The following is a 16,717-nucleotide window of genomic DNA, read 5'->3' as shown; positions in this document are numbered from 1 at the left end:
TCACGTACGAAGGGTTGCGCCGGTTTCGGCATCAAACAGATGACATTTATCGAGCATGATCTGGAACGTCATGCGCTCGCCACTTTGGACCGGACGCGGATTAAGCATCTTGGCCTGAACTTCGGTTCCGGCCAGCGTTGCAAACAACAGGGTTTCGGTGCCAAGCGGCTCTGTCAGATCAACTGCCATTTCGACTTCGGCCATATGTTCGCCCCGTGGCAGGGCATGACCAACCGGCATGATATTATCGGCACGCACGCCAAAGGTCACAGCCTGACCGTCCTGTGTTGCATAACCCGGCGGAACCGGCAGACGGGTGCCGCCGGCAAATTCGAGTTCAAAGCCTTTCACCACACCATCCAAAAGGTTCATCGGCGGGGAGCCAATGAAAGTCCCGACAAAGGTATTTACCGGATTTTCAAAGACATCAAGCGGCGTGCCGACCTGTTCGATATGACCATCGCGCATGATCACAATCCGGTCGGCAAGCGTCATGGCTTCGACCTGATCGTGCGTGACATAGATGATGGTTGATTTCAGTTTCTGATGAAGCTTTTTGATTTCAACGCGCATCTGCGTACGCAGCTTGGCATCAAGGTTTGAAAGCGGTTCATCGAACAGGAAGACTTCCGGGTGACGAACAATCGCACGCCCCATCGCAACACGCTGGCGCTGACCACCGGACAAGGCGCCCGGTTTCCGATCAAGCAAAGGCGTCAGTGACAGTATTTCGGCGGCTACATCAACCGCCTTGTCGATATCGGCCTGCGATTGTTTGGCGATTTTAAGCGAGAAACCAAGGTTTTCACGCACCGTCATATGCGGATAAAGCGCATAGTTCTGGAACACCATCGAGATGTTTCGTTCACGCGGCGGCAGATCGTTTACGACACGATTACCGATATGCACTTCCCCGCCGGAAATACCTTCAAGACCGGCAACCATACGCAACGTGGTCGATTTGCCACAGCCCGAAGGACCGACGAGAACGACAAACTCGCCGTCTGCGATATCAAGATTGATGGAATGAACAACTTCAAGCGGGCCGTATTTCTTGACGACATCGCGAAGGTGGACCTGAGCCATTTTATTATCCTTTCACGCCGCCAAAGGTAAGGCCGGCTATGAGATGTTTCTGCACGAGGAATGTCAGGATCAGCGCGGGGATAATCATCAACACCGCAAGCGCACACATCCCGCCCCAGTTCAGGGTAAATTCGGAAGTAAAATCGAGAAGACCAACCGGCATCGTCTTTGACGTGGTTGAACGGGTAAGCTGGGATGCCAGCGCATATTCGTTCCACGATGTCAGGAAGGCAAAGATGCCAGCCGACGCAATTCCGGCACGTGCGACCGGGAATTCGACACGCCAGAATGCCTGCCAGCGGGTGCAGCCATCAATCTCGGCGGCCTCGGCAAGTTCCGGCGGCACCTGGCGGAAGAAGCCGTCAATCAACCAGATCGTGAACGGTACATTCAGCGCGACATAGGCCAGGATCAATCCGAAATGGGTATCGATGATACCGACCCGCGCAAACAGGATAAATAGCGGCAGAGACAAGGCAACGCCCGGCACGGCACGCGTCACCATCAAGCCGACAAACATGCCGCCCTTGAAGTTGAACTTATAGCGCGCAAAGGCATAGCCGCCCGCCATTCCGATCAGAAGCGCAATGACCGTCGACGTTACCGAAATCACCAGAGAATTGGCGAAATAGGTCAGAACCGGAACCCCGCCCTCGCCGATACCGCTGAACATGGCGCGGTAATGATCAAGGTTAAGCTCGTTGGGAATCCAGACCGGCGGTTTGGCCATGATTTCCACCGTCGGGCGGAAAGAGTTCAGCACAATCCACAGGCCCGGCACGCACAGGACCATCATGGCTGTGAACAGCCCAAAGAAATGCAGTCCTTTAAGGGAATAGCGGCGGACGCGATGATTAAGATTACTCGCCATGATTTACGCCCCCATCCCGAGTTCTTTGCGCGACTGCGTCAGTTTCTTGAAGAAATAGATGGTGAAGAAAATCGCCAGGAAGATCGAGATATAGCCCATGGCATTGGCATACCCCATGCGGGCATCGACATAGCCGGTTCGCCCGATCAGGGTCCAAAGCAGTTCGGTACGACGCGCCGGGCCCCCATTGGTCATGATCTGCACGATGTCATAGGCACGTGCGACATCAAGGGACCGGATGGCCATCGCGATATAAATAAAGGGCATCAGGAACGGCAGGGTTACATAACGGAACGACTGCCATGCGGTGCAACCATCCACCTTTGCCGCTTCAAGCGGATCACGCGGTATCGCATACAGACCGGCAAGAATAAGGATTCCAAAGACCGAGGTTGCCGTCCAAATCTCGGCAAAGATGATCGAGAACATGGCAAGATGCCCGTCCACCAGCCACGGGATCGCACGATCTGTCAAGCCAAGCGACTGAAGCGCGTTGTTCACCAGACCGACATTGTCATTGAAGATGAATTTGAACTGGAAGCCGACAAGGATCGGCGAAAACATCATCGGGAACATCATCATGGTGCGCAAAAGACGTTGTCCCTGCGTCACCTTGGACACCATCAAGGCCAGCCCCAGACCAAGCAGCATCTCAAGATTAAGTGCCACCGTCAGCAACAGAACTGTCCGCCCGAAAGCCGCCCAGAACTTCACATCCGTCAGTGCCTTTTCATAGTTGAAAAAGCCCACCCAGTTAAAAATGCTGTCAGGCCGTGTCAGCCGATACGAGGTGAAACTCGAATATAATGACAGTACGAGCGGAATCAGCACGACGGCCGATAGAATAATGATGGCTGGCAACAAAAGAACCAACCACGGGGGAAGCTTCAAGCGATTCATCGGGATGTCCCATTAGTCGGCACGGGTCTTTGCCCATGCATTTGGGTCAGGGGATGGTCAGGCGGCGCAATTCCCGTAAGTGCAAACTGCGCCGCCCGAAATCTGTCTTAGTAGACGCCTTCTTCCTGCATCAGGCTGTCAACCGCATCCGATGCATCCTCAAGGGCTTCATCGACGGTTTTGTCACCAAGAATGGCGGCCTGAAGTTCAGGATAGATCAGGTTGGTTGCTTCGATCCAAAGCGGGGTCGGCGGAACAGCAAAAGCGGTTGCAGCCGTTTCCTTGAACGCAGCCAGAACTTCGCTGCGATACGGATCGTCTTTTGCCTGCTCGGAGACATATTCCCAAACCGCGGTGCGGCTTGGAAGCGGACCGGCAGCACTTTCAAGTTTCTGGCTGTCTTCGTTGGTCAGGAATTCGACCAGCGACGCAGCCGCTTCCTTGTTCGCGCAATCCTCGGTCACAGAGAAACCGTGGAAGCCGGACCAACCGGTACGTGCACCAGAAGACCCTTTGGGTGCCGGTGCAACACCGACATTACCGGCAACTTTCGAAGAAGACGGATCGTTAAAGAAACCAGCCCAACCCGGCCAATCCAGGTTCAGCGCAATGGTGCCCGACGCAAAGCCGTTGCCAAGGTCATCCCAAAGATAGTTGGTGGTACCGGCCGGAACGGCTTTGGCTTCGTAAAGGTCGACAAACCACTGAAGAGCGCGTTTGCCTTCTTCTGAATTGAAGGCCGGCGAGAAATCGTCGTTAAACAGTTTGCCACCTTCGGCGACAACCATTTCATAGTAACGACCTACAATCGCCTCGTCCTTGCCTGCATACTGGGTGCCATAGAAGTTTGGCGGATCGGCAAAGAAGGTTGCCTGATCTTTTACCTGCGCCCAGGTTTCCGGCACAGCAAGCGAATAGCCGAACTTGGCTTCGAATGCCTTGGCCTTGTCAGCATCGTTATAAAGATCTTTCTGGTAATACAGCGCCGACACATCGAACTGTGCACGCGGCAGCATCACGAGTTTTCCGTCAAAGGTTGCGGCCTTGATATTGGCCTGCACGAACTCGGCAACCACGTCCTTGGCAACCAGACCGGTCAGGTCGGTATAAAGGGTCGGATACTGGGATGCGAAAGATGAATGGTTTGAACCCACACACCAGCTGGTCGTACCAGCTGCGATGTCGGATTTGAATTCTTTGTCCAGTTCGAAGTGGTTCTTCTTCGAAATGATGTCCACTTTGGCGCCGGTTGCGGCTTCCCATTCCGGGATGCGGGCATAAAGCGCTTCGTATTGCTGACCGCCGATAAGTTTTGCCTCGATGGTTACACCATCAAACTCGCCCGCCTGTGCGGTGCCAAATGCAGAAATTGCAGCAGTCAAAGAAGCAGTCGCAAGCACGGCACGGGATGCACCGCTCAATAACGTTTTCATTCTATCCTCCCTGAAGGAACGGTCTTTCCCGACCGAATATCACTTCCGAGGTCATTCTTGTTGTGACTTTCATATTCGGAAGCATCTTTTATATTTAAACTTGACTTGATCAGTGAGTCAAGTTGAACTCCACAAGAAATCACCTTAAAGCTGAAAAAACATAAGATTGGCGCGCCAAACGCTAGCACGCTGCCCCGTGACACTTCCGGGAAATCTAAAAAGAAAGAGGAAACGTTATGTTCATCGACACCCATTTGCACCTCGTTGCCCGTGACCGTATCTCTTATCCGTGGCTTAAAGACGTGCCGGTGCTTGACCGTGACTGGACGTTCGAGGATTACGAACAAACGGCCAAACGGATCGGGATTGATGGCGTGCTGCATATGGAAGTCGATTGCGCCCCCGAAGATATCGTCACCGAAAACGTCTTTGTCGGTGAACTGATGGCAAGACCGCAAAGCCTGATGCGCGGGGCCATTTCATCGGCCCGGCCAGAGTCCGAAGACTGTGCCGCGTTTCTCGATACCCTCGACCTTGATATCGTCAAGGGCATCCGGCGCGTTTTGCATGTCGTGCCCGACGACCTTTCACAAGGTGATCTGTTCCGCGAAAATGTGCGCCGGATCGGCAACAAGGGACTGCCGTTTGATATCTGTGTTTTGCAACGCCAGATTCCCATCGCGCAGGACCTTGTTGATGCCTGCCCTGATACTGTGTTTGTTCTTGATCATTGCGGAGTGCCAGACATTGCCGGTGACGGTTTTGCCGACTGGGCAAAGTCGATTGCCGCCCTTGCCGAACGGCCGCATGTGAATGCAAAGATTTCCGGCATCACCGCCTATGCCAAGCCGGACTGGACGCTTGATACCCTGCGCCCCTATGTCGAACATATTATAAAGTGTTTTGGCTGGGATCGTGTGGTGTGGGGATCGGACAGCCCGGTCTGCACCCTGAATTCGTCACTGGATCAGTGGATGGCGGTTACTCGTGCACTTATCAGCGGCGCATCCCAAAGCGAGCAGGCTGCCTTTGCCCACGAAAACGCAAAACGCATCTGGTCGATCTAGATAATATGAACGCAATCAGACCGTCGTGATGATCATATCGCGACGGTCAGTGCCTTTTTACTGAGCTGAAACTGCTCGGCCAGAACCGGTGACATCGCAATTTCACGTGCGATGCCTTCGCGCAGAAGGAAGGACGTCGTTTGCGGTTCGCGATATGCATCAATCTCCGCGCGCGTTGAATTTACATAAGCCCCGCGAATAGCCCGAAAACACCCGCTATGAGTCACTACGACATGGGTGCGGTTGCGCGGCAATTCGTCAAGCCAAGCCGAGATACGGTCAAAAAGCGCGGTCTTTGCTTCACCACCGGGCACCTGATACCCCCACGGATCGGCCTGATGATCCTGAAACTCGTTCGGACGGCTTTGAGCGACTTCATCAAGGGTCATGCCTTCCCAGGCACCGTAATTCCGTTCCTTGATCTGTTCTTCGGCCATGAATTGACCGAACCGAATCCCCCAGCAATCCGCAAGGATTGAAGATGTCTGACGCGCGCGACCAAGATCGCTGCAATGATATTGAACGCCACCATCAAGTGCCAAGCCGGCCCAGGTTTTACGAACATTCTCGGCAACCGCGATTGCCTGCCTGAAACCGTTCAGCGTCAAGGGCGCATCGCGCCATCCTTGCAGGCGCCCTTCGATGTTCCATTGGGTTTCAGCATGACGGATCAGCAAAATGGTCGGCAAACTGTTGGCAGGCATGGTCAGACCTTTAATCTTGAAAAAGAAATTGCACCGGACAGCAAATGCCACCCGGTGCAACCAAGATGGATTAATCGCGGATCAGGACAGCCTGTTCGGGATCAAGTTTCAGCGAGACGATCTCGCCCTTGTCCATGCGCTTTTTGCCACGGGTATGACGTTCATCGACCAGCAATTGCTGACCACTGACATCCACCGCATAGCGCACCATACCGCCAAGGAATTCCGCAGAATCAACCTTACCTGCAAGCCCGCCACTCGTCGCAGCAGCTTCCAGTTCGATACTTTCCGGGCGCACAACAAGCTGTGCCTTGCCCGGCTTTTCGTCGGCTGCAACCGGAATACGAAGACTATCACCGCATTCGAAATGCATCCCGCCATCAGCCTGCGCCACAACACCCTGCAGGATGTTGGCCGTTCCAAGGAACTTGGCGACAAAGCTGTTGGCCGGATTGTCATATACTTCATCCGGGCGACCGATCTGCTGAACCACACCGTCTGCCATCACCGCAATCCGGTCACAGATGGTATTGGCCTCTTCCTGATCATGGGTCACGAAGATGGTCGTGATGCCAAGACGACGTTGCAGTTTGAGCAAATCCTGGCGCATCTGCACACGCAGATTGGCATCAAGGTTTGAAAGCGGCTCATCAAGAAGAAGAACACGCGGCTCCACAACGATGGTACGTGCAAGTGCAACACGTTGCTGCTGTCCGCCTGAAAGCTGCGACGGGAAACGTTCGGCATAGTCCCCCATGCCAACCAGTTCCAGTGCGGCACGGACTTTCGGCCCGATCTCGGATGCCGGAACTTTGCGCTCTTCAAGGCCAAAGGCAACGTTTTTGGCAACCGTCATATGCGGCCAAAGTGCATAGCTTTGGAACACCATGCCAACATTACGCTGCCAGGGCACAGACCCGACAATGTCCTGTCCATCAAGCTTGATCTGACCTTTCGGGGTCGGACCAAATCCGGCGATGGCACGAAGAAGCGTCGATTTACCCGAACCGGACGGGCCAAGAAAGGCAAAGAATTCGCCCGGACGAATGGCCAGATTGACCCCTTTGAGAACTTCGGTATTGCCGAATGACAGGGAAAGATTTTCGATGTCGATCTGAACCGGTGAGGTTTGCATCGTGGTCATGGTGTCGGCCTCCGCGCGACGATTATTGGAAGGATTGCTTGTTACAGTCATGCGACGTCCCCTGTCGCTTGTTCCATGCTGCTGCGTTGCTGACGCGCACGGTCAACCATGCGGTGTGACAGATAGGTCGCCAGACCAACGATGATTACAGCCATGACACCCAGTGCCGCCCCCGGACCACGTCCGGCCGCGGATTGCATGAACAGGTAAAGTCCATAGGCAAGCGGTGCGTCATTTTCAGTCGAAACAAGCATGATGGTTGCTGACAACTCGACAGCGGCGGTCGAGAAGCTGGTAACAAAGCCGGCCACAAGGCCACTTGCCATCAGCGGCACAACAATGCGTCGAACCGTACGGAACTTCGAAGCACCAAGGTTTTCCGATGCTTCTTCAAGCGACGGGGAAACCTGCTGCAAGGCAGCCGTGCAGGAACGAAGTGCATAGGGCAAACGACGCACAGCAAGGGCGATCACAATAATCCCCCACCAGGTTGCCATCGGCTGGTCGGTGAAGGGCATATTCACACCATAGAACACACGCAGATAACCGATACCAAGCACAACGCCCGGAACTGCAAGGGCCGACACGGCAAGGTAATCAAGCCACTTGCGGCCAATCACATTGGTACGCATCACCACATAGGCGATGGCGGTGCCAAGGACGATATCAATAACCCCGGCAAGACCGGCATAGATCAGCGTGTTCTTGATAAAGGTCCAGGCAGACGTAAATGCCGTGCCATAATGGCTGGTGGTGAAGCTGTCAGGCAGGACACTAAAGGACCAGACAGACCCAAAGGAAAGCAACAACAAGCCCAAATGCGGCGCCAGAACGATCCCCAGGATCGAGAAGATGACGACATAGCAAAGAATGGCTTCATGCGAACGCAGATCGCGCTTCGAAAGGCCGCCGCCGCCCTTTTGCGTCGTCGAATAATCCTTGCCGCGCATCCCAAGGAAAGCCACCCACATCGCAAAGACCGAGAAGACAATCAGGATACAGGAAATCACATATCCCATCGGATCAGAAATACCGATCGACGAAATACGCAGATAAGCCTGCGGGGCCAACATGGTGTTGACGTTCAGCAAAAGCGGCGTTCCAAGATCATCAAAGACTTTGACGAAAACAAGCGACGCACCGGCGATATAGCCCGGCATGGCCAGCGGAAAGACAATACGGCGGAACAGACGGAACCCGCTTGAACCCAACATCTGGCCTGCTTCTTCCATCGAACGGTCAATGTTCTGAAGGCTGGCACTGAGATTGATCAGGATGAACGGGAAATAGTGAATGGACTGAACGAAGATGACGCCATTCAAACCTTCCATGAAGGGAATGTCGAACCCGAACCAGTCGCGCATCAAAAGGTTTACGCTGCCATTCGATCCAAACAGCAACTGCATGGCCACCGCACCGATAAAGGGCGGCATGATCAGCGGCACAAAGGCAAGCGTTTGGATAATAACCGAACCCGAGAAGTTAAAACGGGTCGTGAAATAGGCCAGTGGCAGCGCAAATGCCGACGCAAACACGACAGACATGCCCGACACATAGACCGAGTTGAAGAAGGACTGGCGGAAAAGCGAACTGTTAAAGAAGTCCTGGAAGTTCACCATCGTGAACGAACCACTGGACGGGTCCTGGAACGCCACCTGAATAACTTTCAGGACCGGCACCAGAAGGAATGCCCCAAGGAACAGGACCACAATCCCAGCGACCATGTATGGACCAAGCGAAGAAAAACGCACCGGTCGCGCAATAGCGGCGGAGGACATGAGTATTCTCCAATGTCGGGAAATTAGGCCCCTGCCAGAGAGGTCAATGTGATGAAATTCTCTGGCAGGGAGGGTGAGCATCATGCAGTCCCCGCGCATACCCCCAGCGGCTGCGTGGTCGATCTACATGATACCAGGGAGGTCAGTACGACTTAGAACATGAAGCGGGCCGTATTCGCGAGCTCGGCTGCTTTCTGGTAGTTCTGAACGATCTGGTTATCCCATTCCTGTTCGATCTCGGCCTGACGGCCTTCTACCTTGTCGGTCTGCTTTTTGCGTTTGGATTTGAAGATCGCGGCAAATTCAGGATCGTTTGCCTTTGCTTCGTCAATCGGCAAGGTGTGAAGAAGTGCCTTGGCATCCGCAATCAGCTTGGTTGCTTCGGCATTGGTGGCACCGCTTTCAGCCAGTGCGACTTCGGCTTCCTGGATGGCAACAACTGCTGCACGCAGATCTTCCAGACGATAGGTAATCATCACATCGAACAACGAGTTCACAACGTTATAACGACCTTGGGAAACCGCGGTGTCAAAGTTGACTTCGGATTTGATCGAACCGTCAAACGGGTTCGGCAGGCCCTTCGGTGCATTTGCATAAACGCTTTTATTGACCGGAAGACGCATGATTTTCGGATCGAACAACAGGCCCTGACCGGTTTCAGACATCAGGAAGTCGATGAATTTCTGTGCCGGTCCATTGTTGGGTGCATTGTTGATCACACCGATATTGGCCGGAACAAGTGCGGTGACGCTCGGATAACGGAAATCAACCGGGAAGCCCGATGCCATCGACGAGAAGCCGAAGAAGTCGATAACAATACCGATACCAAATGAACCGCTGTTGACCCCGTCCGGAACACCAAAGCTGCGCTCGGTAATGGTTTTGGCGTTGCCCGACATATCACGGATGGTCTGCCAACCTTTTTCCCAGCCTTCACCCTGAAGGATGGTTTCAATGGTCAGATGCGTGGTGCCGGAACGCGACGGTGCAGAAATACCGACATGGCCATTATAGACCGGCTTTGTCAGATCTTCCCATTCGGTCGGCTCGGGAAGTTTGAAGGCATCCATGTAACGTTCGTTCCACATGAAGCCATAACCCGACAGCGCAAAACCGGAATAATACCCATCCGGATCGTTGATCGGATAACCGTTCAATTCAGTGGCAACACCGCCGACGGCGGATTCATATTTCGCAAGAAGGCTGTTTTCTTTCAGCACTTCAAACGCATCGGGTGCCGATGCCCAGAAGATGTCGGACTGGTTGTTCTGTGCCGTTTCAATCAGGTACTTCACGCCAGACGAGGTGCTTTTATTGACGACCTCGACGGAAATCGACGGGTTTTCCTTCATGAAGGCATTTTTGAAAACGTCGGTCAGATCAGATGGAAACGACGTTACAATGACAAGCTTGTCATCGGCGGCATGGGCCGTCGCAGTCGCAAGCATTGCGGCAATCGCAACACCTGTCCCCAGGTGGCGAAGAGTCTTGTGAACCATGTTGGACACTGGTTCCTCCCTATTTGGTTGTTCATTGACCGACACTGTCGGCAACCAAACAAGAGCAACGGCTATGCCAGAAAACTCATCCCGCTAAATTCAACACAACCAGTTGTAAAACAAAGATAATTTCATCCCTTCTCAGACTTACTCGAACCCAAATTGGGTCAAAATTGACACATCCATCAAAAACCACGTGTCACTAACGACCCGTTATTCAGTGCCAGCAAAGGCACGTTTGTCGATATTGTGGTGCTGCATCCGCAGATAAAGTTTCTTGCGCGGGATCGACAAATAATCGGCGGTTTCCTGAACGCGCCCGCCACAGCGGCGCAGGGCAGATACAATGACCTTTTTCTCAAAGGCATCAATCTGATCAGGCAATGACATAATTCCGGTATCGCGCGGATCAGATGCCATCCCGGCATTTTCAAGCTGCAACGCATAACGTTCAGCCGCATTAACCAGTTCACGCACATTGCCCGGCCATGACTTTCCACGCAGATCATCAAGATTAATTTCGCTGATTTCCGGGATGGTCAAACCATGCTTGCGACAGGCCTTGGTCACGTAATGCACGAAAAGAAGCGCGATATCCTCCCCGCGTTCACGCAAGGACGGAATGGTCAGGGACGCAACCGCCAACCGATAATAAAGATCGGCCCGGAAACGCATTTCCTCGGACGCAAGTTCAAGATCTTCCTTGGCCGCCGCCACCACGCGCACATCAATATTGATCTGGGATTTACCGCCAAGCCGTTCGATCACCTGCCCCTGCAAGGCACGCAAAAGCTGGGTTTGCTGGCCAAGCGGCATGCTTTCGATTTCATCAAGGAAAAGCGTCCCTCCACTGGCCTGCTCAAGCTTGCCGATACGGCGACGATCCGCACCGGTAAAGGCCCCTGTTTCATGACCGAACAGTTCGCTGGCAATCAGGTTTTCGTTCAGTGCACCACAGTTGATGGCAATAAACGGCCCGTCCTTGCGCGGTCCCAATTCATGCAAGGCACGCGCAACCAGTTCCTTGCCCGTCCCGGTTTCACCATAGATCACCGTATTGACATCCGCCCCGGCAACGACGGCGATTTGTGCCCGTAACCGTTCGATTTTGGGATGGTTACCCATAATGTGATTTTCGATTTTATAGCCTTCCGAACTGCTATTGCTTAGTCGCCGGTTTTCCAAAACCAGCCGACGCAATTCAGCCGCGCGCACCATCACGGCAAGTAATGTGTCCGGGTCGGCAGGTTTTTCGATGAAATCATAGGCCCCGGCTTTGACTGCCTTGGTTGCCATCGGAATATCACCATGTCCGGTCACGATAATGACAGGGATTTTCGGATCAATGCGCTTGACTGCGTCAAGGACACCAAACCCGTCCAATCCCGGCATCCGCAAATCGGTCAAAACCACGCCGGGCCAGGTGGCATCAAGGGTCGCAACGGCCGCAGCCCCGTCTTCGAACGGGTGTGGTTCGAAATCATTCAGATGCAGAGTTTCTTCCCAGGCACGACGAATTTCGGCTTCATCATCAATCAACAGGACTGGTGGTTTTACACTGTTATCGGTCACGTTTTAAACAGCTCCACAGTTGCGGTCGTTCCACCCTGATCACCGGTGCCCGGCAAGACCTGCAAACGGCCGCCAAGGTCACGAATGATATTGAATGAAATCGACAATCCAAGCCCCAGTCCCTTGCCCGGCGGCTTGGTTGTAAAGAAGGGTTCGAATAGTTTATCGCTGACTTCCGGTGCAAATCCGGTGCCATTATCAACGACTGAAATGATTGCCCGACGGTCGGTTTCACTAATCACCAGATGCAAGGTCGGGTCATCCTGATGTTCGACCGCATCAATCGCATTACTGATCAGATTGACCAAAACCTGTTCAAGCTTGGCCGGGTCGGTCAGGACATGAACCGGACCCTCGGGATAATCACGAACAAGCGTGACATTGCCCCGCATCACGCGGTCTTCGAACAGCGACAGTGCGTGTTCCAGAACCTCGGTTGCGCTATGGCGTGTTACAGCTTCTTGCGGTCGACGGGCAAAGCTTTTCAGATGGTTCGATGTCTTGGAAAGACGTTTCACCAGCCTGTCGATATCTTCAAGTTTCTCGCGGCATTTCTCGATTTCACCGCGCTCAAGATACAGTTCGGCATTGTGGTTATAGGAACTAAGTGCGGCCAATGGCTGGTTAAACTCGTGGGCAATGCTTGCGGATAGCTGCCCCAATGCGGCAAGCTTGGCCGCCTGCAAAAGTTCGGCCTGGGTTTCACGCAAATCCTGTTCGGCCTGATGACGCAGGGCAATCTCATGGCGCAACTCGCTGTTGGTTTCCTGAAGAACCTCGGCATGGCTTTCGAGTTCCTGGGACTTGTGGCGGAACAATCGCACAGCATCGGCAAGCTGCCCGATCTCGTCCCTCCCATCGACCAGAACCCGATGTGCAAAGTTGCCATCGGCGATAATCTGCATCGAAGACAAAACGCGCATCAATCGCTGCAACAACTGTCCGCGAATGAAGAACACCGAAAACAGGACCAACAACACCACAGTGGCAAGACCGGCCAACACCCCGAACAATTGCCCGTTTTGCACTTCCTGTTTGATCTGAAGGGATACACCCTCGGTGCGCTGACCACTTTCGCGCACAGTATCGGCAACAAGCCCGCCCAATGCCTCAAGCAAGATGGCACTTTCATTTTGAAGCTGGGCATTTTGGCGACGAAGGGCCGTTTCACGCAGCTTCAGTTCAAGCAAATCACGCGGACTATCGCCATAGGATGCAATTTCGCGCCAGATTTGAAGCAGGGTGATGGAACTGCTGTTTTGCTGCAGCGCCGGCAGGTTTTCATTGGCCTCCGAAATGCTTTCCAACAGGCGCAGGCGAAGTTGTTCAATCGCCCCGAAATCATCTTCGCCAACCGCACGCAACATTAAACCCACAATCAGGTTACAGGCCGCGTGCAAACGCCCCAGCGCCTCGGTAAACCGGACTTCGTTGATGACGGGATCAGCCTGAATTTCCTGTCCCGGTGTCGCGAAACTTCGATCAATTGCCGATGTCACGTTGAAATTGGCATCAATCAGCAACGGATCCACTTCGAGCAAAAAGTCACTATGCAGGCGATTGATCCTTGCTACCTGTCGGCCGAGATCATCGCGCATGGTGAACTTGCCCGCGACATTGGCATCCAGCTTTTCGACATTTCCCATCAAGGCATCAAGCAAACCGGTCAGCTTTTCAGTAAGTTCCGGCGCATAGATCGCAAGCTCGTCACTCAGCTGTTTCAGATCCCTGAAATGGCCTTCCAGACTGTTCAGGGCTTCTTGTCGGCCATACTGGGTCGTTGCACTTCCCAAGCGCGGTGTATCAACCCTGATTTCCTGACCGATTTCGGCAAAACGCGCACTTGTCGCCGTCACAGAAAGGTTTTCCGATGCCAGATCGGCAACCGTCTGACTGACCCCGCCAAGGGTCAGGTTTGAAATCACCGTTGCCATCACGGAAACACTGGCGATGACAAAAATCGACAAGGTCAGCTTGGATTTAAGGCTGTTTGGGCGCCACTTCATTTCACGGCACCCGTATCAAGGTGACTTTGAAACGAGTCCATGCGCGCGATCAACTCGCGGGCCGATTTGAAACGCTGACTGAAATCGTTTGACCAGCTGTCTTGCACCCGTAGTCTGCCAACAACCGTGTTTTCAGACGGTATAACATCGGAAAACACCCGTTCAAAGCTGTGTTCATTTGCCATAAAGGCAGCAACCGGAACGGATTCAAGTGCATCACGTACCGCACTCAGCAGCGGCTTGGTCGCGTCGGACTGGGTAATCACAGGTGTCGCTTCCAACCGGCGTAATGATTGCCAAAGTTTTCGAAGTTCAAGCAGCCGGTGCGTGATCATGTCATCATAAAGCGCGTTGACCACCGCCATCCGACGTGCTGCCAGTTTCAGATCAAGCCCCTGTGCCGGATTGTTTGCAGACGGTAAGAACCCCGCCTGCGGCCACAATTTCGGATCAATCGGAATACGCCGGATTTCCGGTTGCAACAGCAACTGCTGGGCGGCATCGCCACGCAGGAAATCAACGAACTCCAGAGACCGCGCATTTTGCGCCCCCAATCCGGTCACAGCCACACTGGCCGGGAAATACCAGCCGGGTGAAAAAGATTGAAACAACAGGGCATCACCGGTTTGCGGTTCAGACTGGGCCAGAAAATCGATCCCGATCCCGTATGGGAACCGATTGCGTGCAACACCGTCGCGCACACCGAAACTGCGTGCAGTGACGGTCGCAAGGTTCCCGCCAATTTGCGACAACAAGGCCCACCCATCTTGCCAGCCATATTGTTGCAACAGGCTTTCGACAAAAAGATGGGTGGTGCCGCTGCGTGATGGCGAACTCATACCCAGCAGGCCGTAATAATCCGGCGACGCAAGATCGGCGATTTCAATCGGCCCATTTCCAAATGGCTGATCAGCCCCGGACATCACGCCGATTGTCGACAACGCAAACCCAAATCGCGATCCGTCAGGCGCATCTGGCTGAATACCACCATCGCCAATCGGTTTTGATACCTTGTCCGGGAACTTCGCCAAGGCATCTTGTTGATCCAGAAGTTCGAACGCAACCGGCGAACTGGCCCAAACGATATCAGGAACCGGACGACGATTTTCACGCACATGGGAAATCAGGCCGATGGTGTTTTTATTCTGAACACAAACGTCTTCTGCACCCGTTTGCTGAACAAAAAGGTCGATAAACGGTTTGTAGAATGACGACGGATAGGACGTCAGAATGCTCAGTTCGCACGCGCCCGCTTTGCCGTATGTCGCGAATATCGCAATACCGGCAATCAGTCGGAGCACAGCGCGAAACGAAATCGCTGGCCACAAACGCATTGCGTTATTTTCCACGGATCAACGGCTTTTGTGCCTGTTGTCCGCGCCTCCCGAAATTGGTTTTGTTTTTCTGTTTTCTTTCGCAACCAAGGTCACTTGCCCCGTTGCGTTGACCCGATACTAGTCACGAAACAATCGCATTGCGATGTTTTTTCATCGTGCTTCCGTATTTGTCCGCAGATCGAAAATCTTAAACCCGATTGCTGCGATCCGCATGTTCACCGGTTACAAGCAGGCTTTGTGGCAACTACCCAACTGAGTTAAATGGCAAAAACCCGACCCTGTAAGTTTTCTTACACATAGCGCAAGCAATGCCCACCTGTTCGGGGTATCAACCCGTCGATAATGTTCCTGTCAACAAATCAGGAGTCCATGCTCCTTGGATAAAAATTTGACAGGCAAAGGGTTTAAACTCCATGCAAAGCAAGGTCGTAGCAAGCGCGGTCCAGCACCAACCCGTAGAGTTGGGGGGCATAGACGAGAATCTTGCTTTCATCCTTAATCAGATGCAGATCGAAGCATCAAACGGTAGCGATCTTGTCGTCTTTCCCGAAACCAACCTGACCAGCTTTTTCAAACACGAAGAAGGCGGCCTGAAACGGCTTTGGAACGAGGGTACGGTTGAGGTTGAGGGACCTGAACTCAAAGCAATCGCCGAAGCTGCCAAGACTCTGGGCATCTATACTGTGGTTGGTTTCAACGAACGCTCTTCGATGGTTGGTACCATCTATAACAGCTCGGCCCTGATCGGCCCGGAAGGCATCGTTGGCGTCACCCGCAAATGCTTCTTCCCGGGTATTGAAAAGCTTTATTACACCCCGGATTACAACCGCACGACCTTTGACTGTGCGCTGGGCAAAATCGGGATCGTGATTTGCTATGAAACCCTGTTCCCGGAAATTGCACTCGAACATTTCCGACAGGGTGTAGAAATTCTTGCAGTCACCTCGTCGTTCTGGTCTGGCGGCATCAAGGGAGGTGCCGGCGATCCGGTCACCAAAAAGAAATTCTGGGAAACGGTTCCGACCGTTACCGCCATCCAAAACCAGGCATTTGTTGTTTCATGCAATGCCTGTGGTTTCCTCGATCTCGGCAAAAAAGTCGGGACTTGGGAACGCCTTGGCCTGAGCCAGATCGTCTCCCCCAATAGTGGCATTCTGGCACAGGCCGGGCAGTTCGCAGCCGAAACCATTCGCGCTGAATTGCTTGAAAGCGATCTCATCGAAGCACGCACGAATTACCCCCTGATGGCAGATCGCCTTCGGGGCCGCAAACTGGTCGAACAACCAGTACCAACCAACTAATTATCAGCACGGAGGCATC

At 53.4% G+C, this 16,717-nt stretch carries 13 protein-coding genes; 2 read left to right on the top strand and 11 right to left on the bottom strand.

Annotation, left to right across the window (positions count from 1 at the left end; genetic code table 11):
* From TH19_RS05170 to TH19_RS05155, 4 genes are all read right to left on the bottom strand, one after another.
* Nucleotides 1-1,086 carry an ABC transporter ATP-binding protein gene (locus TH19_RS05170; protein ID WP_114101284.1) on the bottom strand — a complete coding sequence of 362 codons (1,086 nt, stop codon included), beginning with the start codon at nt 1,084-1,086 and terminating at the stop codon, nt 1-3.
* 4 nt (nt 1,087-1,090) lie between these two features.
* Nucleotides 1,091-1,957, bottom strand: coding sequence for a carbohydrate ABC transporter permease (locus tag TH19_RS05165; protein WP_114101283.1), 867 nt, complete (start codon nt 1,955-1,957; stop codon nt 1,091-1,093).
* 3 nt (nt 1,958-1,960) lie between these two features.
* Nucleotides 1,961-2,857 (bottom strand): carbohydrate ABC transporter permease, encoded by an 897-nt coding sequence (locus TH19_RS05160; RefSeq protein ID WP_114101282.1) that lies wholly within the window; start codon nt 2,855-2,857, stop codon nt 1,961-1,963.
* Between the two features lie 107 nt (nt 2,858-2,964).
* A complete protein-coding gene (locus TH19_RS05155; RefSeq protein ID WP_114101281.1) occupies nt 2,965-4,290 on the bottom strand; it encodes an ABC transporter substrate-binding protein in 1,326 nt (441 codons plus the stop codon).
* Between the two features lie 236 nt (nt 4,291-4,526).
* On the opposite strand from TH19_RS05155, the gene TH19_RS05150 reads away from it, so the two are divergent.
* Nucleotides 4,527-5,357: an amidohydrolase family protein gene (locus tag TH19_RS05150; RefSeq protein WP_114101280.1), complete on the top strand. Its 831-nt coding sequence runs from the start codon at nt 4,527-4,529 to the stop codon at nt 5,355-5,357.
* Between the two features lie 32 nt (nt 5,358-5,389).
* On the opposite strand, the gene TH19_RS05145 is transcribed toward TH19_RS05150, so the two are convergent.
* The 7 genes from TH19_RS05145 to TH19_RS05115 form a co-directional block, all read right to left on the bottom strand.
* Nucleotides 5,390-6,061 carry a histidine phosphatase family protein gene (locus tag TH19_RS05145; RefSeq protein WP_114101537.1) on the bottom strand — a complete coding sequence of 224 codons (672 nt, stop codon included), beginning with the start codon at nt 6,059-6,061 and terminating at the stop codon, nt 5,390-5,392.
* 70 nt (nt 6,062-6,131) lie between these two features.
* A complete protein-coding gene (locus TH19_RS05140; RefSeq protein ID WP_114101279.1) occupies nt 6,132-7,256 on the bottom strand; it encodes an ABC transporter ATP-binding protein in 1,125 nt (374 codons plus the stop codon).
* The gene (locus TH19_RS05135) at nt 7,253-8,983 is read right to left on the bottom strand and encodes an ABC transporter permease (RefSeq protein WP_114096204.1); all 1,731 of its coding nucleotides are present in this window, start codon (nt 8,981-8,983) and stop codon (nt 7,253-7,255) included. The genes TH19_RS05140 and TH19_RS05135 overlap by 4 nt, the downstream gene beginning before the upstream one ends.
* A 152-nt stretch (nt 8,984-9,135) precedes the next feature.
* Nucleotides 9,136-10,482: an extracellular solute-binding protein gene (locus tag TH19_RS05130; RefSeq protein WP_181846333.1), complete on the bottom strand. Its 1,347-nt coding sequence runs from the start codon at nt 10,480-10,482 to the stop codon at nt 9,136-9,138.
* A 213-nt stretch (nt 10,483-10,695) separates the two neighbouring features.
* Nucleotides 10,696-12,054, bottom strand: coding sequence for a sigma-54-dependent transcriptional regulator (locus tag TH19_RS05125; protein WP_114101278.1), 1,359 nt, complete (start codon nt 12,052-12,054; stop codon nt 10,696-10,698).
* Entirely contained in the window at nt 12,051-14,060 is a 2,010-nt protein-coding gene (locus TH19_RS05120; protein ID WP_114101277.1) for an ATP-binding protein, read from the bottom strand. Before TH19_RS05120 ends, TH19_RS05125 begins: the two co-directional genes overlap by 4 nt.
* Nucleotides 14,057-15,394 (bottom strand): ABC transporter substrate-binding protein, encoded by a 1,338-nt coding sequence (locus TH19_RS05115; protein WP_114101276.1) that lies wholly within the window; start codon nt 15,392-15,394, stop codon nt 14,057-14,059. Before TH19_RS05115 ends, TH19_RS05120 begins: the two co-directional genes overlap by 4 nt.
* 416 nt (nt 15,395-15,810) lie before the next feature.
* Here TH19_RS05115 and TH19_RS05110 point away from each other — a divergent pair, with 416 nt between their 5' ends.
* Nucleotides 15,811-16,698, top strand: coding sequence for a carbon-nitrogen hydrolase family protein (locus TH19_RS05110; RefSeq protein WP_114101275.1), 888 nt, complete (start codon nt 15,811-15,813; stop codon nt 16,696-16,698).
* Nucleotides 16,699-16,717: the final 19 nt, after the last annotated feature.

This window comes from Thalassospira profundimaris (assembly GCF_003326675.1).
Lineage (GTDB): Bacteria > Pseudomonadota > Alphaproteobacteria > Rhodospirillales > Thalassospiraceae > Thalassospira > Thalassospira aquimaris.
This window is presented reverse-complemented; position numbering and strand designations above follow the sequence as displayed.

Coding starts and splice junctions, on each gene's coding strand:
- TH19_RS05170 (WP_114101284.1), bottom strand. CDS start 1,086: ATGGCTCAGGTCCACCTTCGCGATGTCGTCAAGAAATACGGCCCGCTT.
- TH19_RS05165 (WP_114101283.1), bottom strand. CDS start 1,957: ATGGCGAGTAATCTTAATCATCGCGTCCGCCGCTATTCCCTTAAAGGA.
- TH19_RS05160 (WP_114101282.1), bottom strand. CDS start 2,857: ATGAATCGCTTGAAGCTTCCCCCGTGGTTGGTTCTTTTGTTGCCAGCC.
- TH19_RS05155 (WP_114101281.1), bottom strand. CDS start 4,290: ATGAAAACGTTATTGAGCGGTGCATCCCGTGCCGTGCTTGCGACTGCT.
- TH19_RS05150 (WP_114101280.1), top strand. CDS start 4,527: ATGTTCATCGACACCCATTTGCACCTCGTTGCCCGTGACCGTATCTCT.
- TH19_RS05145 (WP_114101537.1), bottom strand. CDS start 6,061: ATGCCTGCCAACAGTTTGCCGACCATTTTGCTGATCCGTCATGCTGAA.
- TH19_RS05140 (WP_114101279.1), bottom strand. CDS start 7,256: ATGACTGTAACAAGCAATCCTTCCAATAATCGTCGCGCGGAGGCCGAC.
- TH19_RS05135 (WP_114096204.1), bottom strand. CDS start 8,983: ATGTCCTCCGCCGCTATTGCGCGACCGGTGCGTTTTTCTTCGCTTGGT.
- TH19_RS05130 (WP_181846333.1), bottom strand. CDS start 10,482: ATGGTTCACAAGACTCTTCGCCACCTGGGGACAGGTGTTGCGATTGCC.
- TH19_RS05120 (WP_114101277.1), bottom strand. CDS start 14,060: ATGAAGTGGCGCCCAAACAGCCTTAAATCCAAGCTGACCTTGTCGATT.
- TH19_RS05115 (WP_114101276.1), bottom strand. CDS start 15,394: ATGCGTTTGTGGCCAGCGATTTCGTTTCGCGCTGTGCTCCGACTGATT.
- TH19_RS05110 (WP_114101275.1), top strand. CDS start 15,811: ATGCAAAGCAAGGTCGTAGCAAGCGCGGTCCAGCACCAACCCGTAGAG.